19 protein-coding genes are annotated in these 25,372 nt (G+C 48.1%); 11 read left to right on the forward strand and 8 right to left on the reverse strand.

Features of this window, described 5'->3' with window-relative positions; genetic code table 11:
• Positions 1–4: 4 nt before the first annotated feature.
• Together nirK and C8R34_RS10080 are read right to left on the reverse strand one after the other, a co-directional pair.
• Entirely contained in the window at positions 5–1,105 is a 1,101-nt protein-coding gene (gene nirK / locus C8R34_RS10075; protein ID WP_110340319.1) for a copper-containing nitrite reductase, read from the reverse strand.
• A gap of 182 nt (positions 1,106–1,287) precedes the next feature.
• Entirely contained in the window at positions 1,288–3,258 is a 1,971-nt protein-coding gene (locus C8R34_RS10080; protein WP_110340321.1) for a monovalent cation:proton antiporter family protein, read from the reverse strand.
• Between the two features lie 119 nt (positions 3,259–3,377).
• On the opposite strand from C8R34_RS10080, the gene gshA (C8R34_RS10085) reads away from it, so the two are divergent.
• Complete coding sequence (gene gshA, locus C8R34_RS10085; protein WP_110340323.1) at positions 3,378–4,664, forward strand: glutamate--cysteine ligase; 1,287 nt, start codon at positions 3,378–3,380, stop codon at positions 4,662–4,664.
• A 7-nt stretch (positions 4,665–4,671) separates the two neighbouring features.
• A complete protein-coding gene (gene gshB, locus C8R34_RS10090; protein WP_110340325.1) occupies positions 4,672–5,640 on the forward strand; it encodes a glutathione synthase in 969 nt (322 codons plus the stop codon).
• A gap of 23 nt (positions 5,641–5,663) precedes the next feature.
• Here gshB and C8R34_RS10095 read toward each other — a convergent pair whose 3' ends face one another.
• From C8R34_RS10095 to metE, 3 genes are all read right to left on the reverse strand, one after another.
• Positions 5,664–6,074: a hypothetical protein gene (locus C8R34_RS10095; RefSeq protein WP_258364454.1), complete on the reverse strand. Its 411-nt coding sequence runs from the start codon at positions 6,072–6,074 to the stop codon at positions 5,664–5,666.
• 82 nt (positions 6,075–6,156) lie between these two features.
• A complete protein-coding gene (locus tag C8R34_RS10100; RefSeq protein ID WP_110340327.1) occupies positions 6,157–6,900 on the reverse strand; it encodes a CADD family putative folate metabolism protein in 744 nt (247 codons plus the stop codon).
• A 72-nt stretch (positions 6,901–6,972) separates the two neighbouring features.
• Positions 6,973–9,270: a 5-methyltetrahydropteroyltriglutamate--homocysteine S-methyltransferase gene (metE, locus tag C8R34_RS10105; protein ID WP_110340329.1), complete on the reverse strand. Its 2,298-nt coding sequence runs from the start codon at positions 9,268–9,270 to the stop codon at positions 6,973–6,975.
• A gap of 105 nt (positions 9,271–9,375) precedes the next feature.
• Here metE and C8R34_RS10110 point away from each other — a divergent pair, with 105 nt between their 5' ends.
• Positions 9,376–10,275, forward strand: a complete 900-nt coding sequence (locus C8R34_RS10110; RefSeq protein WP_110340331.1) for a LysR family transcriptional regulator — start codon at positions 9,376–9,378, stop codon at positions 10,273–10,275.
• A 173-nt stretch (positions 10,276–10,448) separates the two neighbouring features.
• Here C8R34_RS10110 and C8R34_RS10115 read toward each other — a convergent pair whose 3' ends face one another.
• Positions 10,449–11,246, reverse strand: a complete 798-nt coding sequence (locus tag C8R34_RS10115; RefSeq protein WP_110340333.1) for a glutathione S-transferase family protein — start codon at positions 11,244–11,246, stop codon at positions 10,449–10,451.
• Between the two features lie 507 nt (positions 11,247–11,753).
• Here C8R34_RS10115 and C8R34_RS10120 point away from each other — a divergent pair.
• From C8R34_RS10120 to C8R34_RS10160, 8 genes are all read left to right on the forward strand, one after another.
• Positions 11,754–12,659, forward strand: a complete 906-nt coding sequence (locus C8R34_RS10120) for a LysR family transcriptional regulator (protein WP_110340335.1) — start codon at positions 11,754–11,756, stop codon at positions 12,657–12,659.
• Between the two features lie 162 nt (positions 12,660–12,821).
• Entirely contained in the window at positions 12,822–14,519 is a 1,698-nt protein-coding gene (gshA, locus tag C8R34_RS10125; protein WP_110340337.1) for a glutamate--cysteine ligase, read from the forward strand.
• Positions 14,520–14,534: 15 nt separating this feature from the next.
• Positions 14,535–15,458: an ABC transporter ATP-binding protein gene (locus tag C8R34_RS10130; protein WP_110340339.1), complete on the forward strand. Its 924-nt coding sequence runs from the start codon at positions 14,535–14,537 to the stop codon at positions 15,456–15,458.
• Entirely contained in the window at positions 15,455–16,210 is a 756-nt protein-coding gene (locus C8R34_RS10135) for an ABC transporter permease (protein WP_110340341.1), read from the forward strand. Before C8R34_RS10130 ends, C8R34_RS10135 begins: the two co-directional genes overlap by 4 nt.
• A gap of 175 nt (positions 16,211–16,385) precedes the next feature.
• Complete coding sequence (locus C8R34_RS10140; protein ID WP_258364455.1) at positions 16,386–18,461, forward strand: AarF/UbiB family protein; 2,076 nt, start codon at positions 16,386–16,388, stop codon at positions 18,459–18,461.
• A gap of 286 nt (positions 18,462–18,747) precedes the next feature.
• Positions 18,748–22,143, forward strand: coding sequence for an adenylate/guanylate cyclase domain-containing protein (locus C8R34_RS10150; RefSeq protein WP_110340347.1), 3,396 nt, complete (start codon positions 18,748–18,750; stop codon positions 22,141–22,143).
• Between the two features lie 98 nt (positions 22,144–22,241).
• Positions 22,242–23,413 (forward strand): IS3 family transposase gene (locus C8R34_RS10155; RefSeq protein ID WP_258364456.1). Its coding sequence is split into 2 segments (ribosomal slippage): positions 22,242–22,491 and positions 22,491–23,413, totalling 1,173 coding nucleotides; the frame shifts between segments, so codons are not numbered across the junction.
• A 190-nt stretch (positions 23,414–23,603) separates the two neighbouring features.
• Positions 23,604–24,023, forward strand: a complete 420-nt coding sequence (locus C8R34_RS10160; protein ID WP_110340349.1) for a YqaA family protein — start codon at positions 23,604–23,606, stop codon at positions 24,021–24,023.
• A 79-nt stretch (positions 24,024–24,102) separates the two neighbouring features.
• On the opposite strand, the gene grxD is transcribed toward C8R34_RS10160, so the two are convergent.
• Positions 24,103–24,411, reverse strand: coding sequence for a Grx4 family monothiol glutaredoxin (gene grxD, locus C8R34_RS10165; protein ID WP_110340351.1), 309 nt, complete (start codon positions 24,409–24,411; stop codon positions 24,103–24,105).
• A gap of 105 nt (positions 24,412–24,516) precedes the next feature.
• Entirely contained in the window at positions 24,517–25,359 is an 843-nt protein-coding gene (gene prmC / locus C8R34_RS10170; RefSeq protein ID WP_110340354.1) for a peptide chain release factor N(5)-glutamine methyltransferase, read from the reverse strand.
• Between the last annotated feature and the right edge of the window lie 13 nt (positions 25,360–25,372).

Genomic DNA, 25,372 nt, shown 5'->3' on the forward strand with positions numbered 1-25,372 from the left:
AATCTTAGTGATCCATTGCAGCTTTTGCATCAAAGCTCTTTGGTGCTTTAACTTGGGTCATCATGTCATCGTCCCATTTGCCTTCAACATTCATGTGAAGCGCAGCACCCAGCAATACAGCTTCAATCAGGTTATGACTGAGGTATACATAGAGCCCTGGTTGTTTGAATTCATATGCGGCAGCAACTGCTGCACCGCCTGGAACCCACCAGGTTTCTTGGCTGGTCAGAGGAACATCGGTGAATGAACCACCCACCCAATACAGATCAGCATGACCGCCAATCAAGTGTGGACGGGAATCACGGTTGGCTTGTGAGTGAATAAACAGTACTTTTTCGCCTACTTTAGCTTTCAGCGCATTGTCGCCTGTAATTGCACCAACAGCACCATTAAATACTACGTGTGTTGGAACGAGTCCTTTGGCAGCTTCCAGCATATCCGCCATACCTTCAGCTGGTGAGCCATAGGATTTGAACTTGCCGCTAGCATCTTTAGGCAGATAGAAATCTTGTTCGCCGATATAGAAAGCTTTATCGTATTTATATGGTTTGCCTTTTGCATCTTTCAAGCCATCTTTTGGCAATACCATAATCGCGCCATTCATACCAGAAATGACATGGAATGGAATCATGGTTCCACCTGGTGCGCAATGGTAAACAAATACGCCCGGTTTAACTGCTTTCCAACGCAAAATAACTTCTTCACCAGGTTGTACCAGCGTTAAACCGGCACCACCCAATGCACCTGTTGCTGCGTGGAAATCCACGTTATGTGCCAACGTACTGGTTTTTGGGTTAGATAATGTTAACTCAACATAGTCACCTTCATGTACTACGATGAGCGGACCAGGAATACTACCATTGAAAGTCAAGCCCCATACTTTTGCACCAGGAGCAACTTCCACCAGTTTTTCTGTGGTTTCCATGTGCACTTCAACAATCTTAGGTCCTTTGCTCACCTGGTCATGTACAGGTACATTCGGTGGAGCAACCAATTCTTGTTTTACACGTGGTAATTTAGAAATGTCTGTAGCGGCCACAACAGCTTGAGTTGCGCCAAAACAAAGCAATCCTAATCCTACAACTGCCTGAACAGCTTTAATCATATCTCCCTCCATAAATGATGAACTTTGCGCTTCTTTTTATGCGCCAATCTATTCTGTTGTATAACCGTTGAGGCTACATCAACACCTGCCCTTTAAGAGCAAAGGGCGGAAGCGCGACTATACACTTTCTGAGGAAAACTGTCCATTCTTAATAGCCTACTATCACAATGAAATCAGGGTTATTAGCCTTGTAGCAATTTCATCTCAGCAGCAGCCAAATTTTCTTGTGTACCTTTAAGCACCATAACATCACCTGCTTCCAATCTTGTCTCGCTAGTAGGTAACAAACCGCGAATATTGCGCCTTCTTACCGCAGTCACTTCAACCGCCAGGCTTGTCAAATCAATATCTCCCAAAGTTTTATTGATAGCTGCCGCACCTGGAATCAGGGTAATCGTTAATAACCGTGGAAATATTTTCTCGCTACCATCGTCTACCTCATCAGTCACGCCATAATAGAAACCACGTAACAAATTGTAGCGCTGCTCACGAATTTTTTTTATGCGTCGTAAAATACGTCCGGTCGATATGTCAACAAACATAAGTGCGTGAGATGCCAGCATTAAACTCCCTTCCATGATCTCTGCGACAACTTCCGTTGCGCCAGCTTCCTTCAAAATATCAATATTACTATCATCATGCGTCCGAACAACTACGGATAATTCCGGACGTAATTCTTGGACATATCTGAGGATTTTTAAGGCGGAAACAGTATCGGCATAACTCACCACCAATACTTTTGCGCGCATCAAACCTGCAGCAATGAGCACTTCGCGTCGTGCTGCATCACCATAAACAACGGACTCTCCCGCTGTAGTCGCTTCACGGATACGCTGCGGATCAAGATCCAAAGCGATGAACGGTATGGATTCCTGCTCCAATATCCGTGAGATACTCTGGCCACTGCGCCCATAACCGCAAATAATGACATGATCTTGTGTTGCCATGGTTTGAGTCGCGATCGATGTGATCTGCATGGCTCGATGCATCCACTCAGATCTGTAAAAGCGTCGCATCATCGATTCACTATACTCAATCAGGAAGGGGGCGATAAGCATCGACAACACCATGGCAGCCAGTACCGGCTGCAGTACCGGATTTTCAATCAGCCCACTTGAGCCGGCTTGTGCCAGCAACACAAATCCAAACTCTCCCGCTTGCGCCAGACTCATCCCGGTTCTAGCCGCCACACTGAAATCCGTACACAATAAACGTGACAGCCCAGTAATCACGATCACTTTGGCTAGAATAAGTGCTACCAGAATAACAAATACCCAAAGAAAATTTTCAACGACTACGTGTATATCCAATAGCATGCCAATCGTCACAAAAAACAAACCCAGTAAAATGTCGCGAAACGGTTTGATATCGTCTTCAACCTGATAACGATATTCCGTTTCGGAAATGAGCATACCCGCAAGAAATGCGCCTAGCGCCAACGACAAACCCGCCAATTGGGTCAACCATGCGAGTCCCAAAGTAATCAACAACACATTCAACACGAATAATTCCGACGATCTCTGACGGGCAACTACATGAAGCCAGGGACGCATGAGCCGCTGCCCTAAAAACAAAATAATTGCCAGCACGATCATCACCTTCAGCATGGCAACCAGAAGATCATTGGTATCACGATCAATTTCGGTTGCCAATGCGGGAAGAATAATGAGCATTGGAATAACCATCAGGTCTTGAAGTAACAATGCCCCAATAATCTGCCTGCCATGGGCGGAATTAAGCTCTAGCCGTTCTGCCAGCATCTTAATCACGATGGCGGTGGAAGACATCGCCAAAGCGCCTCCTAATACAAATCCAACACGCCAATCCAGTCCAAGTACCCAGGCGACAGCCATCACTAATAAAATGCTAATAACAACTTGTGCGGTACCAAAACCAAACACAATACGTTTCATGGCAATAAGCTTAGGCAAACTGAACTCAAGACCGATACTAAACATCAAAAATACCACCCCAAATTCTGCCAGATGACGCGTTTCATCACTTTCAGCGATCCACCCCAAAGCATGAGGCCCGATGATGACCCCCGCAAGCAAATACCCCAGCATGGGCGGCAGCCGCAATAAACGAAAAACAACGACGGCCAATACCGCGGTAGCTAACAAAATGAGAACAGGTTGTAAGGGATTCAGCATGGGTAACAAGCAATCTAACTAAATGCAAGGAAAGTCGTACAATACTTTAGGATCGGACTGACCACAATCTATTCAACACATAATGCTATAATCGCGCTGGTTTAATACTTCATACGGAAATGCCAGTACCTCATCTTTCTACTGCCCTGCGTGGCCCCATCCTCGACCTTGAAAATCGTATCATCAATGCCATGCCAACCATCGAACACTGGTTAAGGAGCAAATGGCGCGAACACACGGTACCTTTTTATTGCTCGGTCGATTTGCGCAATAGCGGTTTTAAATTGGCGCCTGTTGACACCAACTTGTTTCCTGGCGGTTTCAATAATCTCAATCCGGAGTTTATTCCGTTATGCGTACAGGCAATGATGAACGCTATCGAAAAGATATGCCCCGATGCACATAGCCTGTTATTGATACCGGAAAACCATACCCGCAATACGTTTTACTTACAAAACATCGCAACGTTGCAGAATATCATGCAACACGCCGGACTAAATGTGCGCATTGGTAGCTTGCTGCCTGAAATCACCACCGCCACCAAAATTGATTTGCCGGATGGGCAAACCATCACACTCGAACCCATCATACGTAAAGATAATAAGCTAGGTGTCAGTAACTTCGATCCCTGTGCGGTACTTCTGAACAATGATTTATCGACCGGTATCCCGGAAATTCTGCGAAACTTGAACCAAATTATTATTCCACCTTTACATGCTGGATGGGCAACACGACGAAAATCCAATCACTTTGCCGCGTATGATCGAGTCGCGCAAGAATTTGCTGACCTGATCGACATCGATCCTTGGTTGATCAATCCACGGTTTACTTCGTGTGGTGAAATCGACTTCCGCGAAAAACAGGGAGAGGATTGCGTAGCCAGTTCTGTCAATCGAATTCTCTCTGTAATCCAAAAAAAATATCAGCAGTATAATGTCAAAGAAGATCCTTTCGTCATCGTCAAGGCCGACTCAGGTACTTACGGTATGGGCATTATGACCGTCAAGGATGGCGCGGATATTTATAAGCTCAACCGCAAGCAACGCAATAAAATGGCTGTGGTAAAAGAAGGATTACAGGTTTCCAATGTATTGGTGCAAGAAGGTGTTTACACATTTGAAAATATCAACCAAGCTGTCGCGGAACCGGTCATTTACATGATTGACCGCCATGTCGTCGGCGGGTTTTACCGGGTACATACCGGGCGCGGCATTGATGAAAACCTGAATGCTCCCGGCATGCATTTTGTTCCGTTGGCATTTGAAACCGCTTGTGTGGTACCTGAAAATGCCGCGCAGCCCGATTCCATTCCCAATCGGTTTTACGCATACGGTGTGGTTGCACGCCTTGCTTTGCTGGCTGCAGCATTAGAATTAGAACAAGATAGCTCTGAAATTCCTGGTTGAAGCAAACATGAAACTTGCTTTTATCATTGATCAGCTGGATTCTATCAAAACCAGCAAAGACTCAAGTTTCGCAATGATCTGCGAGGCCATTGCCAGGAACCATCAAATTCACGTGCTCTATCAGCATGATCTTGCATTGTTGAATAATACCGTCACGGGCTTCTGTCGCGCTCTGACTTTAACGGATACGCCTCACCAAGATGGTCACTGGTATCACACCAGCGATACGTCGGCCATGCCTTTATATGAGTTCGATGCGATTCTGATGCGCAAAGATCCGCCCTTTGATATGGAGTATGTTTACAGCACCTATTTATTGGAGCTGGCGGAAACGCAAGGCGCATTGGTCATCAACAGTCCGCGCAGCATCCGCGATCACAATGAAAAATTGGCCATCACAAAATTTGCACAATTTATCGCCCCCACCCTGGTCACCAGTCAGGCGCATTTGATCAGGGAATTTCTCAGCAACCATCAGGATATCATCCTGAAACCGCTGGACGGCATGGGCGGCGCCAGCGTGTTTCGCGTTCACAGCGCCGATCACAACATCAATGTGATTCTCGAAACACTCACCCACTATGGAACACGCACCATCATGGCGCAGCGCTATATTCCTGAAATTGCGCAAGGGGACAAGCGCATACTCCTGATTGCCGGCAAAGCGGTGCCTTATGCACTGGCACGCGTTCCGAAACCGGGTGAAACACGCGGCAATCTGGCTGCCGGCGGTACTGGAACAACGCAACCATTATCCACGCGCGACAAGGAAATCGCGGAATCACTCGGACCGGAACTGGCCGGACGTGGCTTAATGCTGGTTGGATTGGATGTGATTGGCGATTACCTGACGGAAATTAATGTCACCAGTCCGACCGGTATGCAGGAAATCACCCGGCAAACGGGATTCCATGTGGCAGGGATGATGCTGGATGCGATCGAGACAGGTATCGAAAATGCCCGCAGCAATAGCTGATCGTTTATCTTGGGTTAGCAAAGTTACCGACGAAACCCATATTCCAGAATAAAAAACTGCGGCTTGAATTGTGCCAGCGGTTCATACAGCTTCTTTAATTCTTGTTCCGGTCCATGGATTTCCAAGCGCACAAGTTCAGCAATACTGAACACCTTATCCAGCAGATCGCCCACATTATCCAGATGCATCAACACTCCTTCCGCATCCTCGTACCCTTCGCGGCAATACGCTTCATCGCCATTAAAACTGAATCCATAATAAAGACATTTCTGCTCTTTATTTGCCCTGGCAACAAATTGTTCGCAAAGATTTTTGAAGTTGGCATGTTGACCGTTTGGAATCTTGAAATAAGGTGCAATGGAACAACATTTATCGTGCGTTGACTGTGGATTGCACGGATCGTGCGAAGTGTTATCAATTGGCTTCCATGACACCGTAGCCGGTTATGTTAATCCGGCAAGTTCAGCACAGACGTCATGATGCGTTCGTGTTGAGCTTGCCGTAAGCTTTACATCTTTAGTGTACTGTCGCGACCTCTTTTTGCTCGCAGATCAAATTGGCGCAATACGTTTCGTGGATACCATCCAGAAAACCCCACAATGCGTCACACGCTTCTTTGGTAGCTGCCAGCACTTCAGCCTGCTTTTCCGGGGTGTCGGCAAAGCGCTCGATGATTGCCCACTCGGCTTGCGAATGATAAACATCGGCTTTTTCATGCACCGAGAAAAATTCATAATCTTCAGGATTTTTCATGCCGTAGAATTTTGCCAAGCCATCAATTTTCACGGCGGCGATGTCAGGCACTTGCGATTCAAATGCATGCAATGCAGCCAATCCGGCATAAAACGGACGGTTTAAGCAAATATCCCGGAATGTGGCAACCAAGTTCTCTGTCGTCGGCAATGCGGCAGCATTTGCCAAACTTTTATCATTTGCACCCAAGGCAAACGCAAAGTTTTTCCATAATGCCGGATGATTTTTCTCACCGTGTTCTTCGTCGATCAGGTTTTTCAATACTTCCTGCCGTACGCTGATATCTCCACTATTCGTTTCTGCATGAATATGCGGTGTATTGAAATGCACCGCACTTAAATAGGTGGGCTCAGCCAGTACATTGTAAAAATACTGCTCGGCATAATGACGCAGTTGCTCTTTAGTCAGTTTACCTTCGGTCCAAGCAACATAAAAAGGATGCTTGAGCAGATGTTTCTCGCCAATAATGGCATTGATTTTTTGTTTGAGTATGGTATTGGTTGTCATGATTACTCCTGTTAAACCGAGATAGATAAAGTACGCTGTATATCATCGCTAAATAACACTGCCAAGTCAAATTTAGCCGGTCCGCGCAGCGCTCAAATGAGTGGATAGATGCCGACTCGCTGCAATCATATTGCGCAACGCTGGCTTCACTTCATCCCAATTGCGTGTTTTTAATCCACAATCCGGATTCACCCATAATCGCTCGGCCGGTATGCGTTGTGCGGCTTTTTCCATCAGTTCGATGATTGAATCGATGGAAGGAATATTGGGCGAATGGATATCATACACGCCCGGACCGATTTCGTTCGGATAATGAAACTGATCGAATGCATCGAGCAGTTCCATATCCGAGCGGGAAGTTTCAATCGTAATCACATCCGCATCCATGCGCGCGATGGCCGCCATGATGTCATTGAATTCCGAATAACACATGTGCGTGTGGATCTGTGTTGCGTCGCTTACGCCATTAGCAGTCACGCGAAACGCACGGATCGCCCAGTCCAGATAATCGCTCCATTGCGATTTTCTTAGCGGCAGACCCTCTCGCAATGCGGCTTCATCAATCTGGATAATGCTAATACCTGCCTTTTCCAATGCCAGCACCTCATCGCGTATCGCCAGCGCCAATTGCATGCACGTATCTGCACGGAGTTGATCATCGCGTACAAAGGACCAATTCAACATTGTCACGGGCCCAGTCAACATGCCTTTCATCGGTTTACTAGTGAGCGACTGAGCGTATTGAATCCATTCCGTGGTGATGGCTTGTGAATGTAAAACATCGCCATAAATAATCGGCGGTTTCACGCAACGCGATCCATACGATTGCACCCAACCAAGCTGGGTAAAGACATAACCCGCCAATTGTTCGCCAAAATACTCCACCATGTCGTTACGTTCAGGTTCGCCGTGCACCAGGACATCCAACCCCAATGCTTCTTGCTCGTGCACGCAAATTTCAATTTCTTTCCGCATCGCCTGATGATATGCCGACTCTGATAACCTGCCCTCGCGGAAATCACGCCGTGTTTGGCGGATTTCCTGTGTTTGCGGAAAAGATCCGATGGTCGTCGTCGGAAAAGGCGGTAACTGAAATTTTTTCCGTTGCACGATGGTACGTTGATGGTACGGCGATTGGCGCGCACCCATCGCATCATCGATTTCAAGCACGCGCCCTTTTACGGCTGCCTGATGCACGCGCTTGGATTGTTTGCGGCTGATTACCGCCGCGCTATTCTCCCACAACGCTGCCGCAACGCTATCTCTGCCATGATCAAGCGCGTTTGCCAGTAGTTCAATTTCACCTAATTTCTGTACCGCAAACGCTAGCCACGAGCGAATTTCCACATCTAACTTCTGTTCGCTATCCAGATCGACTGGCACATGCAGCAATGAACATGAAGGCGCAAGCCAAAGACGATCCTGTAAGCGCGCATGGATAGGTTCCAGCCAATCCAGTGTTTTCGTCAGGTCGGTTTTCCAGATATTGCGCCCGTTGACGACACCCAAAGACAGAATTTTATGGCTGGGCAACCAATCAATGACTTTAGCCACTTCGTCGTAGGCTGTGGTGGTATCCAGATGCAATCCACTCACTGGCAATTCACAGGCTAATTGCAGATTATCCTGCAATTGTCCGAAGTAAGTCGTCAATAGCAGATTGGGGGATGCGGCTTGCAACTGATAATACGCTTGTCTCAATGCATGCTTCCACTCCTGGGTCAGTTCCATGACCAACACCGGCTCATCAATCTGCACCCATTGAATGTCCGCATTTTTGAGTTCATGTAACAATTGCGCGTAGACACTCAGCAAATCATCTAGCAGTGCCAGCTTATCTGAGCCGTCTTTGGATTTTCCCAACCATAGATAAGTGACCGGACCGAGAATCACCGGCTTTATTTGATAATTCAGTTGCTTCGCTTGCTGAATTTGCTCCAGTAAATGACCAGCATGTAATGAGAATCGCGTATTCTTGTCAAATTCCGGCACGATGTAATGGTAGTTGGTATCAAACCACTTCGTCATTTCACCGGCATTAACACAGGAGCAAGCGGCATTGTCACTGACGGAACGCCCTCTTGCCACGCGAAAATAGCTGTCTATCTCGTCGCCGGGCAAAGTACTGACACGCGACGGAATATTACCCAACATGAAACTGGTATCCAGCACATGATCGTATAACGAGAAATCGCCTACCGGAATCCAGTCGAGCGCAGCCTGGGCTTGCCAATGCTGCGCTCGCAGCGCTGCTGCAATTTCTAATAAAGCTTGTTCAGAAAGCGCGCCTTTCCAGTATTTTTCTAACGCGAATTTTAATTCCCGATTTCTACCGATCCTTGGAAAACCAAGATTATGTGTTGTTACCATGATTCCATCACCACTCAACGATTAATAATAGTCCGGCTATTGTATGAACAATGAGTAATGAATAATAATGATAAGTTTTGACATTCCAATAAGGATTTCTCATAGATGATTGAGCACAGTCACCTTAAAATCATCCAAGCGCTGCATGCCAATGGCACACTGACCGAAGCTGCCAATGCGCTATGTCTGAGCCAGCCTGCTTTATCGCATCAAATCAGTTATCTGGAAAAGAAATTAGGGATAACACTATGGGAACGCGAGGGCCGCAGCTTGCGCCTGACCCAGGCGGGCACATTGCTATTGGAAGTGGCCAATCAGGTTTTGCCAGTTTTGTCGCAGGCGGAAAAAACGCTTGCCGCATATAGCGAAGGCCGGCAAGGGATTTTACGCATTGGCGTTGAATGCTATCCCTGCTTTGAATGGCTCACCGGAATGATCGGACAATTCATGCAGCAACTGCCCGATATCGATATCGACATTGTGCAAAAATTCCAATTCTCAGGCTTGGAAGGATTACTCAATCATCATATCGATGTGTTGATCACGCCCGATCTCGTGAAAAAAGCACATATTGATTATGAAATTCTGGCGGAATACCAGCTGGTATTGCTCGCTTCTACCGACCATCCGCTGGCAAACATTAAACAACTCACGCCAGAACATTTGAGTCAGGAAACCTTGCTGACTTTCCCCGTGCCACTGGAAAGATTGGATATCCTGACGCATTTCTTAACACCCGCGCACTTAGCACCGGAAAAAATCAAACAAATTGAATCACTCGAAATCATGCTGCAAACGACCGCGCTCAAACGTGGCGTTTGCGTACTACCGGAATGGCTCGTCGATATTAAAAACAAAGACCTCAGGCTCAAAAAAATCCGGATCGGCAAAAAAGGACTATTTCAGAAATTGTACCTGGCGCTGCGAAAGCCTGACAAAACCATTCCATATATCAAGAAATTTATAGCAACAGGACAGAAAATAGTCAATAATTCAATATCTTGAGTGGCATATAGAAAAAATAAATACTCTTTTTTTAAAGTTCATTTTACGCAAATCGGATGTTTAGGCGAATATGCTGCTGAACGGTAAAATAGACCGCCAGAAGAGGTCCTTGATCCCTTGCGAAAGTGCAGTAGATGCAAGATCATATTCAGATGATCAGCAGTATGTGTGGGTCAGACTTCACGTCCGAATAGTCCTCCAAGGATTCGTCTGTCGATATGCTTGTCAAGATAGGCCGCACCAAACCCACCGTAGAGTTCCTTCTTCGTAACATCCAGTTCCAATTCTTTAGCCACCAGTATTTTTTGGGTAGAAGGACGCTCGCACATAGCATCGTAAAACGTCTGCAATGCTGGGTCGTCTCGAAACAGATGCATCTCTGGTATTTCGAACAGTTCAGAAAACATTTGGCTAAGCTCGAGCGTGTAGAACAACTGGAAATCTGGCAGAAAAGGTTCTTTGCCAAGTAGGAATGGCTCCATTCTTGAGCCACTAACTAGTCGGGATAGCCACATTTTGCTCAGCAAGACAGAAAATAGATTATAAATATGCGCTTCTTTTTCAATCTTGAGTTTCCAAGCTTTTGGAAAATATCCGCTGACAACAAACCAGTTGAAGAATGGACCTGCTATGGAGAAAGTGATGAAGTCATTCTTGGCATCGACCTCTGCACAGAGCATTGGATCATCAATAGGATAAAATTTTCGTGTTTCTGGGTAGATTCTCGCGAGATAACGACAGATTGCGTGACTTTCCGAAATATCAATACCATTGACATCCCTAAGAGTGGGAATTTTCCCAAGAGGATTTCGTTCCATGTGCTCTGGCTTGAGCGTGCTCCCTTGAAATGGAGACACTCGTTCATATTGATAAGCTAGACCGGTTTCCGAGAGGATATGCGCAACTTGGCACATATAAGGTGAGAGCCAGAATCCGTACAGCGTACGTTCGACGTTTGATTGTGTGGACATGGTAAAACTCCTTTTGCATTGCGGTTTAATGTTGAGAGATGCCAATCAGAGGCATGGTGCTGATATGCCGACAGTAGTGCCAATGGCGTTCGTTTCATTCTCCATAAATATCAAATGAGGATAAGTCCCGTCACACCACTCGCTCTAGCAAATACCTCACCTGTCAGGCAAAGGTTTGAAACCCATTCCAGAATAGTGCTACTCTAAGCAGATCCAGCGGGCCAAACTTATACATCGCTGATTCGTGCGATGACGGCATGCTGGAAACACGAATACTGCTTCTGAATAATTAAATTACTGCAATCTTCGTACTTTGTTGCCATTTCAGCACCCCTTTTGAATAGCTCGCTACCATTTCTTTCTGTAGAGAATCTCTTGCTAGCGCGATTGGCAAATATTGCCTGCGATTAGCAAGTGGTTAAAGTATAGGTCTGAGAACGGATGACGTGTAGTCTGCTAAATTAATTATCAGAGTTCTATTTTTGAAACAATAAATAGGTAATTCCTATGCAAGACCTGAATGATCTCTATTACTACGTCCAAGCCGTGGATCATGGCGGCTTTGCTCCGGCAGGCCGGGTCCTGAGTATGCCGAAATCGAAGCTTAGCCGCCGCATCGCCAAGTTGGAGGAACGCTTGGGTGTGCGCCTGATCCAGCGCTCGACACGTCACTTTGCAGTTACCGATGCCGGCGAGGCTTATTACACGCATTGCAAGGCGATGCTGGTGGAGGCTGAGAGAGCCCAGGAAGCAATAGACACGTTAACAGCCGAACCCCGAGGTGTAATCCGGATGACATGCCCCATACCGCTGGTAAATGCTTATGTGGGAGTGATGCTGGCCGATTTCATGGCGCGCTATCCGCACGTCACGGTACAGATGGAAGCGACCAATCGACGTGTCGATCTGGTCAATGAGTCGGTCGACATCGCCCTTCGTGTGCGGCCACCGCCTCTGCAGGATAGCAACCTGGTTATGCGTGTTCTGACTGATCGAGGCCAATGCCTGGTAGCCAGTCCGGCCCTTGTCGACCGGCTCGGCCTCCCTGCTGCACCAGCTGCTTTGAACACCTGGCCGAGCATGGGCCTAGGGGTCCTGCAACAAATCCACGCCTGGACGCTACATGGGCCAGATGACGCGCACGTAACGCTTCATCACACGCCACGCTTCGTGACGACGGACATGATTGCGCTGAGAGATGCCGCAGTGGCCGGTGTGGGCGTAGTGCAGCTACCGATAGTCATAGCGCGGGATCAGCTGGCGGCTGGTTCACTCGTCAGGCTTGTGCCGGATTGGGCGCCACGCCGGGAAATCATTCATGCGGTGTTTCCGTCCCGGCGCGGTCTTCTGCCATCCGTACGAGCATTGATCGATTTTCTCACACAACGTTTCGAGATACTGCACGAGGACTAGGGCCTGTTAACACTACCAGAACCTGCGCAACGGATCCATTTCTGCTATTGCATTCTTCATCGTTTCAAAAATAGAACCCTGATAACTATTTAGCAGACTACACGTCATCCGTTCTCAGGCCTATACTTTGACTACTTTATTGCAAGCACTATCGGAGGATAAATGTCAAAGCAATTATCTTGCAGCGAACGCACAACAACCGCGACAACTATCGACGAATCTCTTCGGCCGTTATTAATTCATGGCTTGAAAGGCATCGAAAAAGAGAGCCTCCGAATTAACCGGGGGGGATCAATATCATTGTCACCTCATCCGGCTCAGCTTGGAGCCGCGTTGACTCATCCGAATATCACAACTGATTATTCTGAAGCCTTACTTGAGTTGATCACGCCAGCATTATCGGATGGAACGGAAGTGCTGGATTCCTTGACGGATTTGCATAAATATGTCTGCGCAAATATCAATGACGAATTATTGCTGGCGGCCAGTATGCCTGTCGGCGATTTACGGAACCCGGCCATTCCCATTGCCGAATATGGTTCCTCCAATGTCGGGAGGATGAAGCACATCTACAGGCAGGGCTTAAGCTATCGCTATGGCCGCTGCATGCAAGTCATTGCCGGGATCCATTTCAACTACTCGCTTCCTGAGGCATTCTGGCCGCAATACCAGCATTCCATGAAAAATGTCGACGATCTGCGATCCTTCACGACGCAGGCTTATATGGGAATGATCAGAAATCTGCAGCGCTATGGCTGGCTTATCCTATATTTATTCGGCTCGTCCCCGGCGGTCGCCAAAAGCTTCATCGATAGCCGTCAGTCTGCGCATTTCCGCACCTTGGAGAAATTCGATGAAACTTCCTATTACAAGCCTTTCGCGACCTCTTTGAGAATGAGCCAGATCGGCTATTTTAATCCCATTCAATCTACGTTCCATATTTCCTTTAACAGTATTGAGGAATATATCCGCGACCTGAGCAGAGCGACAACGATCCCTTATCTCGAATATGAAAGGATCGGAACAAAGGCAGGCAACCGGTACCGGCAATTAAATACCCATTTCCTGCAAATCGAGAACGAGTATTACACTTCGGTGCGGCCGAAACAGCCGACGCAATCCGGCGAGAGGCCGCTGCAGGCGCTGGGAAGCCGGGGGATTCAATATGTTGAAATACGCTCTGTGGATGTGGATGTGTTTGAACCTACGGGCATTGCGATCGAAACCATGCGTTTTCTTGAGGCACTGAGTCTTTTGTGTTTGTTTCAGCCCAATTCGGGGCATGATTTGAAGCAGCATGACGAGATCAGCAATAACGCATTGTTGGTGGCTAATCGTGGCAGGGATCCAAGTCTTAAGCTGCTGGACAACAGGCGTGAAGTCCCGCTACGGCAGTGGGCGCTGATGCTGTGTGAGCAGATGCAGGAGATCTGCGAGATCCTGGATAACGGCAATGCCGATACCCCCTACACCTGCGCATTGCACCAGCAGATCGAAAAAATTCGCCATCCCGAGTTGACGGCTTCAGCAAGGATGCTAACGGCCATGCGCGCGCAAAAGATGTCGATTACCGAGCTGGTATTGCAGAAGTCCCATGAATACACCCGTTATTTCAGGAATGCCGCGCTGGATGCAACGATAAAGAGGAATTTTGATCTCCAGATCAAAGCATCGCTGGCGCAACAGAAACAGCTCGAGGCCACGGATGAGATCCCTTTCGATCAATACCTGAGCAACTATTTCTCGCAAAACACCTCAGCCAGGCTACTCGACGAATTTCGTAAGCCCATGCAAACAACGCAGGCACCGGCAAGGAATGGCCATGTTGAGGCCCATTCCCGTCGTCATTTCTCCACTTAAAAAGGAGCTTTCTCCATGACGCCGGCAATCGAAATCAAGCAGGTGCACAAGCGTTTCGGCACATTGCATGCCTTATGCGGCGTTGATCTCGAAATCAACGCCGGCGAATTCTTTGCTTTGCTTGGTCCCAATGGAGCGGGAAAGACGACGCTGATCAATATCATCGCAGGTCTTGCCCTTGCCAGCAGCGGCAGTGTCAGGGTAATGGGGCACGATGTCGTCACCGGGTATCGTGAAGCACGTCGCATGCTGGGCGTGGTACCACAGGAGCTGGTATTCGATCCGTTCTTTACCGTTCGGGAAACACTTGTGTTTCAATCCGGTTATTATGGTTTGAAGAAAAATAACAACTGGATAGACGAAATAATCCATCATCTCGACCTTGCCGATAAGGCGGATACCAACATGCGTTTGCTGTCCGGCGGCATGAAGCGGCGCGTACTGGTAGCGCAGGCATTGGTCCACAAGCCTCCGGTGATCGTTTTGGATGAACCCACCGCAGGCGTAGATGTGGAATTGCGCCAGGCCCTTTGGCGTTTCATCAAGCAATTAAACCGCAACGGTCATACCATTGTACTCACTACGCATTATCTCGAAGAAGCAGAGACTTTATGCAACCGCGTGGCAATGCTCAAAAATGGCAGTATCGTTGTGCTTGATAGCGTCAGAAATCTCATCAGCAACATTTCAGGACACCGGATACGCCTGCGGCTATCTCCCGATACGCTGCCGGCAGCGTTACAGCTACTGACAATCAGCCACGACCAAGGCTACTACGTTCTGGCAATCGAGGAATACTCTCAGCTTGGAAATGTGATGACAGCATTACACGCGGCCCAGACCCGAATTCTGGATCTGCAGATATTGCAACCTGATCTGGAAGAAGTGTTCGTAAAGCTGATGCACGGTACAGAGAATCTGGAGTCTACATCGATATGAATGGATTTCTTACGCTACTCTACAAGGAACTGCTGCGATTCTGGAAAGTCGGGTTCCAGACCATATTTGCACCCATGTTGTCTGCCTTGCTTTATCTGTTGATTTTTTCTCACGCGCTGGAAGAACGGGTGCAGGCATATCCCGGTGTAACCTACACGGTTTTTCTGATTCCGGGATTGGTGATAATGGCTATGTTGCAAAACGCTTTCGCTAACTCTTCATCAAGCCTGATTCAATCGACGGTCTCGGGCAATCACATCTTCATGCTGTTATCACCGCTTTCTTACCAGGAAATATTCACTGCTTATGTACTGGCATCGGTCGTTCGTGGCCTGGTGGTAGGACTAGGTATCTGCGTGGTGACGCTGGCGTTTTTTGAACTTCCCCTGTACTCGTTCGCATGGGTATTCGCATTTGCCTTGATCGGCACTGCGTTACTGGGCGCCTTAGGCATCATTGCGGGAATCTGGGCGGAAAAATTTGAGCAGCTTGCTGCATTGCAAAACTTTATTGTCCTGCCACTGACGTTTTTATCGGGAGTTTTCTATACGATCCCCTCGTTGCCTCCATTCTGGCGAGAATTATCGTACATGAATCCGTTTTTCTACATGGTAGACGGGTTTCGCTACGGCTTCTTTCGCACCTCAGATGTTTCACCTTACCTCAGCCTTGGGATTCTGGTGGCATGGTTCCTGGCGGTATCGTGGTGTACACTGCGAATGCTGAAAGCAGGGTATAAAATCCGAAAATGATCCGTAGTGGTTTATCAATTTTCCGGGAGAACGTCAGTCTCATGCATCCACAAAAACTGGACAAACCAAACAAACAAGGCAGGCTGATAGAATATTTCAATCCTGCTACAGTAACTGATCTTGTAATACCGATCCTGTACTTACTAAAAGGTTTACTACGTTTATGATAAATCATATGGAGAGTAATATCATACGTCGCGTGATGGTAGGCACCGACCGCTCCGAAACCGCCGACCAGGCCGTCCACTGGGCCGCCGAATTCGCCGATCGCTACGACGCAGAGTTGTTCGTAATACAGGTGATGGTGCCGCGGTATCCGTCCGCTACAGAATTCGGCGAAGCCGAACAAACGCGCGCTACGGCCTACAGCAATGATCTGACGCACTTCGCGCAGCAGCTCGCCGGGGATCGCGGTCATGCTCTTGTCGTCATTGATGCTGATCCAGCATTGGCGATCGTGCGCTCCGCTGAGCAGGAGGCAATCGATGTACTGGTGATCGGTAATTTCGGCATGGCGGGTCGAAAAGAGTTTTTGCTTGGTAACATACCGAATCGCATCAGTCACAGTGCCCACTGCAGTGTGATGATTGTCAATACTGCGCACGTTACCGGTGAACGTCCATCTGACTCGGTACGAGCGCATCTATTGCGGGGTGAACCTCCGCCATTTGAGCCTCGATTGGTGGCGCGTGCTACGCATATCACAGCCGTGATGGCGAAACATGGCATCAAAGAGCTTTTCGGCCAATCCAACGAAGCGGATACGTCTATTCGCCGTCAGCACGCCAAAAGTTTACGTGCTGCTTTGGAAGAGCTGGGTCCGGTATTTTCGAAACTCGGTCAAGTGTTGTCAACTCGCCCCGATCTCCTTCCAGCCGAATTCATTGAGGAGCTTGCTCTACTGCAGTCTCGTGTGCCGCCAATGGCTGAGAGCGAGGTCGTGCGAGTTTCTGAACAAGAATTGGGCGTTCCGTGGGAGGATGTATTCCAGTCGATCGATCCGGATCCGCTCGCCGCAGGTACAATTGCTCAGGTCCATCGTGCCACACTCGAAAGTGGGGACCGGGTCGTGGTCAAGGTTCAGCGTCCCACCGCTCGTGATGATATCGAACAGGATCTCGCTCTGCTCGAGGTGTTTGCAGAGAAAGTCGGAAATCGTCCTGCGCTCAATCAAGTGATCGATATGGAGGCCGTGTTCAAACATCTCTCTACCTCGCTCCATCGTGAACTCGACTTCCGTCAAGAGGCCGACAATATTGAGCGGATGCAGGCAGTACTCGCAGACTATAATCAGCTTGCCGTACCCAGAATCCATCGGGATCTGTCCACGTCTCGATTATTGGTTATGGAAGAGATTCAGGGCATATCAATCAAGCAGGCACCGGATGGTCCAGAGCGCATAGAGGCTGCTCGGCAACTGTTGGAGAGCTACTACAAACAGATTATCGTCGATGGGTTCTTCCACGCCGATCCCCATCCAGGCAATTTGATGTGGTGGAAAGACTCCATCTATTTTCTCGATTTCGGAATGGTTGGCGCAGTAGGAACCGAACTTCGCGAGCATCTCTTGTTAATGTTGATGGCCATGTGGCAGGAAGATGCCGGGTTTCTCACCGATGTCACGTTGATGATGGCGAATGTTACCAACAGCGGCAACCTCGATGTAGCTCAATTCCAAAGCGATATCGGGCAAGTCATGGCAAAATATCGTACCGCCTCGCTTGCTGAGATGCAGATTGGGCCGCTGCTGCAAGAAATGAGCGCAGTGTCGTTACGGCACGAGGTGCCGCTACCGGCTTCGCTCACGCTCGCCATCAAGGCACTGGCGCAGGTACAACTGGCGACTGCCGAACTCGATCCAGAACTCGATCCTTACGATGTAGCAGGCAAGTACTTGGTACGCTTGATGGTCAAGCGCATGGGTACCGCACTCAATCCAAAGACACTCGTTTATCAATCGCAGAAGTTGAAAGTACGTGTTCTGCGCGTGATGGAAGCGGTCGAAACCCTCGTCGGTGCTCGCCCTGGCGGTTCAAAGCTTGTGGTGAATTTCCAGGCGAATTCGCTGGAGGATATAGTGCGTCACACGGGACGACGCCTGACACTCGGTTTAATTGCTGTAGCCAATGTTTTGGCCAGCGGACTTACCGCCACGTCGACGGTTGTTGCCGAGTGGGTACCGATTACATTCGGGGTCGTCGCAGCTCTGCTGACCCTTGGTTTGATTATCGATCTGTTGCGAGGGCGTTGAAGATAAAAATGATTTACGACGCAGGATTGTTTGGTGCCGAAGATTTCGCGTTACTGTGTTTGATCGAACGCAACACAGCTTTCTCGATTAGATAGGCAATAATCATCATTAGCATGCCTACTAATCGACGTTCCATTTTTCGAGTGAAGGACATTCTAGAGATCGTATCCGTGGAAGGGTTGTTCATCATAGGTCTATTATCGATTAAAGGATTACGATCCGCAACGAGTAACTTCTTGCGCTTCCTGCCCATGCCGAACCGGAACATCCACCATCGACGTTATCCATGATGAATGATCGTGTATCAGCGTGGCTGGATAACCTTGGCCTCAGTATGTATCGCGAGTCGTTTCAAGACAACGCGATCACTTGGGATGTTCTACCCGATCTGAATGCAGACGATCTGAAGGGAATGGGTGTCTTACTAGGTCATCGAAAAAAACTCTTGCGCGCGATTGCCCAATTGTCACAAAGCGATGAAGTGACAGATCCGAAGGTTATGCCCGTTGCCGTCATGGCGGAAGAGCAACCATTTCCTCCCGAACGAGATCAAGCAGAACGTCGCCAGTTGACGGTGATGTTTTGTGATCTTGTGGATTCAACAGCACTGTCTAGCCGGTTGGATCCTGAAGATCTCCAGGAGGTGATTCGGCGCTTTTTAGACACTTGTGGCCAAGCGATTGGCCGGTTCGATGGCTATATCGCAAAATATATGGGAGATGGAATGTTAGTCTATTTTGGCTATCCCCATGCCCACGAAAACGATGCGGAACGAGGGGTACATGCCGGACTAGCTATTCTGGATGAAGTGAAGATGCTTAATCGAGACAATCCCCATCCACCATTCGGTATTGCTGTACGAATCGGGATCGCGACTGGTCAAGTTGTAGTCGGCGAACTGATGGGTCAGGACATTGCCAAGGAACGCTCAGTGTTCGGCGAAACCCCAAATCTCGCTTCCCGCCTCCAAGCACTGGCTAAACCCGATCAATTGATCGTTGATCCGGCGACGAAACGGCTTGTCGGAAAAGAATTCGAATTCTTGAATCTTGGCGTCTTTTCACTGAAAGGGTTCGACACGTCTGTCGAGGCTTGGCGGGTTCTAAGTATTAGGCTGTCGGCCAGCCGGTTTGATTCCTATCGTTCCAGCCAATTAACCAAATTTGTCGGCAGAGAACAGGAGATGTCACTCCTGTTGGGTCGTTGGCGCGAGACCGTCGGTGGCGAAGGACAGGTCATGCTCCTAAGCGGTGAGGCCGGCATTGGAAAATCGAGAATGGCCCATAGTCTGTGTGATCGCCTTGCAGATGAACCGTACCAGACGATTCAATTTCAATGTTCACCGTACCATACCAATACCGTACTCTATCCGGCGATTACTTTTCTACGGCAAGCTGCGGGACTCACAAGCCAGGACAGCGTGCAGGTGCAACTGCAAAAGCTTGATGCTCTCGCTCGCGAAAGCGCAATCCACAACCAGGATATGGTGTCATTACTGGCGGACCTGCTCTCGATCGAAGGCGATCACTTGAATTCACTGCTCAATGTGTTATCAGAAAAACGCAAGGACATGACACTGGAAGCACTCGTGCAATATCTACAAGGGCAAGCCGATCACGGCCCAGTGTTGTTCATTGTGGAAGATGCCCATTGGCTTGATCCAACAACGCTGGAACTGATCATGCGAATCATGGGCCACATCGGGCAGATGCGTGTGTTGCTGTTGATCACCTCTCGACCCGGCTTCAAACCGGTGTGGTCGGAATACAGTTACGTGACGTCCCTGACGCTCAGTCGGCTTCCACGCCGAGATAGCGCTGAATTTCTTGCGACGATGACAAGAGGAAAAGCGCTTCCGCTTGAAGTGCAACAGGCGATTCTAGCTAAAGCGGATGGCATACCGCTATATATCGAAACATTGACGGAAAATGTGCTTGAATCTGGATTGCTAACGGAGGGAAACGATTCATTTACGTTGAATGGTTCCTTAAAGGGATTGACCATTCCAGACAATTTGCAAGCGTTGCTCATGGAACGGGTAGATCGGTTGGGATCGTCCAAAGGGATTGTTCAAATCGGTGCAGCAATAGGGCGTGAATTCAGCTACGAACTGTTACAGGCCATAGCCGAAATGCCGGACAGCCAGTTGAAAAATGCCCTCGACTTGATCGTCGCGTCTGGACTTATTTTCCAAGAGGGCGAAATACCTCTTGTAACATACCACTTTAAGCATGCACTCATGCAAGACGCGGCCTACAGCATGCTAGCCAAAAAACCCCGGCAAGCACTTCATGCTCGCATTGCCGAAGCCCTAGAGGGTAGGTTTCCTGAATGGGCAAATCTGGAACCGGAACTCCTGGCTTATCATTATGAGCAGGCAGGTTTGACTGGTCCGGCAATTGATTATTGGCATCGCGCGGCTCGTCGCGATGCGGAACGATCAGCCAATATCGAAGCGCTCCATCATTTTAATCAGGCGCTAGCGTTGCTGAAGGATCTGCCGCAAGACCTGGAGCGCAATGCTTTGGAGTTGGAGCTCTTACTCGCACGTGGAGTCCCCATGCTATCCGTCAAAGGCTATGCATCCGACGACGTGGAACACAATTACCAAAGAGCAAAGGATTTGTTACAAGAGAACAGCGGTTCCGTGCAACAATTTCTAGCCATTCGAGGATTATGGGCCTTTTATTTGGTTAAAGGACAACTCGCCAATGCACGCGGTTTAGCTGAAAATCTCTATACACTGACTCGCCACGAGCAAAACTTGGATTTACTGATTGAAGCGTATCATGCCTTAGGTGTGAGCTGTTTCTTTCTTGGTCGGTTTGACGAAGCAAAAACCCATCTGCTCGTCGCAAAATCCCTACATGATCCGAATCAACAGCGTTCACAAATCTTCTTCTACGGCCAAGATCCCGGAATAACCGCGAGGGCTTTCCTGGCCAGGACATTTTGGATATTAGGCGAAGTTGACCAAGCTGAATCTCTAGCACAGGAGGCGATTGGCATGGCGAGAGAGTTGGAACACCCATTTACCCTGGTTTTTGCCTTAACATCCCTGTCTTGGCTTTACTCCACGCTTCGTAACACGGAAAGAACGCTGGAGCTCACCGACGAGGCGATTGCGGTTTCCACACAATACTCATATAAATTGGGGTTGGCGTGGGCGACGTCTTTCCAAGGTTGGGCGTTGGCTAAAAATGGACAAGAAGAAGGTCTCGCCAAGTTAATTAACGGGCTTTCCGCTACCCGAGCTACAGGTGCAAGTACCAACAACACGTTTACATGGGCGCTTCTGGCAGAAATCTATTTACGTAGCAATAGAATTGACGAAGGCTTGGCCGCCATTGAGGAGGCGCTAAAGCTTGCTGTCCCTGGGGGAGAACTGTTTTGGCACGCGGAACTGCTTCGACTGAAAGGCGAACTGCTGCTGAGACAGCCCGACGAATCAGTCCAGGAAGCAGAAGAGTGTTTGTGTGAAGCCTTGAAGATCGCGCAGGAACAGCATGCAACAATGCTTGAACTTCGAGCCACCACGAGTTTGGCCAAACTTTGGAGAAAACGCAGTAAAGTGGATGATGCTAAACGCATCTTAAATGCTGTGTGCTCCAGATTCAACGAGCGTGTCGACAACCTCGACTTGATTGAAGCGAAAAAAATCCTTGAACAGCTTAGTGTGTGAAATTTAAGTGCAAGAAGTAGCGTTTAACCAATATTTTGACGTGGTTTAATGAAACCGGACACTCCAGTTAAGAGAAAATAGCTTAATTGGAGGAAGAAATGGTAACGAGAAAACAATATACAAAAGAATTTAAATTAGATGCTATCAGCCTGGTATTGGATCAGGGCCATACGACGTCAGAAGTATCCCGAAGTCTGGAGATCACGCCCAATATGTTGAGGAGGTGGATCAGGGAATACCAGGCAGATGATGCTGATCAGTCATTCCGGGGTAATGGGAAACTGACGCCGGAGCAAGAAGAAATCCGGCAGTTGAAAGCGCAAGTCAAGCAGCTCAAGCTGGAGAGGGAAATACTAAAGGAAGCGACGGTCTTTTTCGCGAAAGAAACGAAGTGAAGTATTCGTTCATTACCCAAAGGAAAAAGACCTATCCTGTTGGCCTGATGTGCCAACTCATGGGTGTAAGTCGTAGCGCCTACTATGATTACGTTCGGTGCGTTGATAATTGTTCTGAAAGTCAGCGGCACGAGGAAATACTTGAAGCGGTTCGGGATATAGCAAAATTCAGCAATTATAGTTATGGTAGCCGCAGAATCGGAAAAGCGCTAAATGCGCTGGGTTATCGGGTTGGTCGCTGGAAAGCTCGAAGCCTGATGCGGGAGGCCGGTGTGCAAGTCAAGCATCGCAGGAAATACAAAGTGACAACCAATAGCGATCACAAACAGCCGGTATTCGACAACAAGCTAAATCGGCAGTTTGATGTTGCAGCCCCCAATCAAGTCTACGTTGGCGACATAACCTACATTTGGACTCGGGAAGGCTGGTTGTATCTGGCTGTGGTCATTGATTTATTTTCCAGGAAAGTGGTCGGCTGGAGCATGAGTCCAAGAATGAAAGCCAGACTGGTATGTGATGCATTAAGAATGGCTATCTGGCAGCGCCAGCCGCAAGCAGGACTGATAGTACATTCGGATCGCGGGTCGCAATATGCCAGCAGAGAGTACCGGAAGCTTCTGGAAATACATGGCTTTATGGGTAGTATGAGTCGCACCGGCGATTGTTTCGACAATGCTGTGGCAGAAAGCTTTTTCGGCAGCCTCAAACAGGAGCGAATCCACTGGCGCCATTATCAAACCCGTTATGCAGCTCAGCAAGATGTGTTGCAGTACATTTCCATGTTTTATAATAGTCATCGACTGCACTCATACTTGGGGTACAAGAACCCAAATCAATATGAGGTAGAAATTGAAAGCGTAAAGAAAGTTGCTTAACTGAGTTGTCCGGTTTTACTTGACCATGTCATTTCCCTCGCAAATAGCGTTGAACTTGAATTGAATTGATACCAACAAATCAGCATAAGTCCAATACTAACTTGCGATCTTTTCCTAACACTGTATATCTTCATTACTTTACAAAAATATCCAGTTAAACTATCGCACTTTCTAAATCCGCATCGCTTTTATGGACGAACAATCAAGCCTGCTAGCGTTATTTACCAGCAGTTTCCTAGCTGCCACGCTGCTTCCTGGTGGATCTGAGGCTGTGCTTGTGGGTGTTTTGCTGGCATACCCTGAACTTCACTGGCAAGCGCTTATTTGGGCAACGATAGGCAATACACTGGGCGGCATGAGCTCGTATTTGATCGGCCGGTTTTTACCGGATGAAAAAGCACTGTTAAAGAAATCGAATGGAAATTTACGCGGCTTGGGGTGGGTACGTCGGCATGGCACCCCTATACTGCTGCTGTCTTGGGCACCACTTATTGGTGATTTATTATGCGTTGCTGCGGGGTGGCTGCGCACCAATTGGCTATGGGCGCTAATATTTATCGCGATTGGCAAATTTGCGCGCTATTGGGTGATCGCTACTGCCATGAATTGAAAATTATACGGCTCAGTTTACTCATATTGATGAATAAACTGAGTCGCCATTAACAGCCTGCTAAATTATTTAACTGATATCAGTTTTCGAACAATTTCTGTAGCTCTCCGGACTGATACATTTCAGTCACGATATCCGAGCCGCCAATAAACTCTCCATTCACATACAGTTGAGGAATCGTTGGCCAGTTTGAATAATCCTTAATGCCTTGCCTGATTTCCGGATCTGCCAGTACATCAACCGCATAAATACTATCAACACCACACGCTTTAAGAATATTCACCGCATTTGCAGAAAATCCACACTGGGGCTGTTCTAGCGAGCCCTTCATATAGAGAACTACTGGATGGGTGGTAATTTGTTGTGCGATTAAATCTTCAACGTTCATAGTGCTAGTTTCTCCAAGAGGTTATTCCTAAAAAAAGTTTTTTGTATTTGTACAAAAACAGTGCCATTAAATTCCATGCCAGAAACGCATTGTCCGCTTATGCGCTTATGATGAAACATTCATCTGACCGCCACTCACGCGCATTATGCCAGCCAAATCGGGGTAGGAACAAATATTACTAAAATCTACATGCTGCAACAATTGCCGGCATTCATCAGCCTGATCATAACCGTGTTCCAATAACAACCATCCGCCGCTTACAAGATACTTAGGTGCAATCTCGATGATATGTCGAATGCATGCCACACCATCACTACCTGCAGATAAAGCAATCTGTGGTTCAAAGCGCAGGTCACCTTGTCGCAGGTGAGGATCATTTTCTGCCACATACGGCGGGTTCGATATAATCAGATCGAATTTCTGCGCCGAAAGTTCATCAAACCAACTTCCCATGACCCAGCTAAGATTGTCCACTTGTAGATTTTTGGCATTCCATCGGGAAACAGCGAGCGCATCCGCTGATACATCAACTGCAACAACTTGTATTTGAGGGCGGTGCTTGGCAAGCGTAATAGCAATCGCACCGCTTCCCGTTCCCAAATCAAGTACTTTGAGAGGCTGACCAACAGGTATCCGCTCCAATGCCAATTCAATCAGCAATTCAGTTTCTGGGCGAGGAATTAAAACCGCTTCGGTCACTTTAAAAGTCAGATCGTAAAATGCACGCTCCCCTGTCAAATAGGCAATCGGTATACCATCAATCCGCCGCTTAACCAAGCGAGAAAAATCTTCAATCTGCTGTGGCACCAGCACTTGGTCCGGATAAGTCAGTAAAAAAGCATGGTCGACATTTAATACATGCTGCAACAGCATACGCGCATCCAATCTATCGATAGTGCGATAAGCTTCTGTTAACGCTTGTGCAATGGTAACGGCAACGACTTGCATATCAATGCACTGT

This window comes from Nitrosomonas sp. Nm84, from assembly GCF_003201565.1.
Classification (GTDB): domain Bacteria; phylum Pseudomonadota; class Gammaproteobacteria; order Burkholderiales; family Nitrosomonadaceae; genus Nitrosomonas.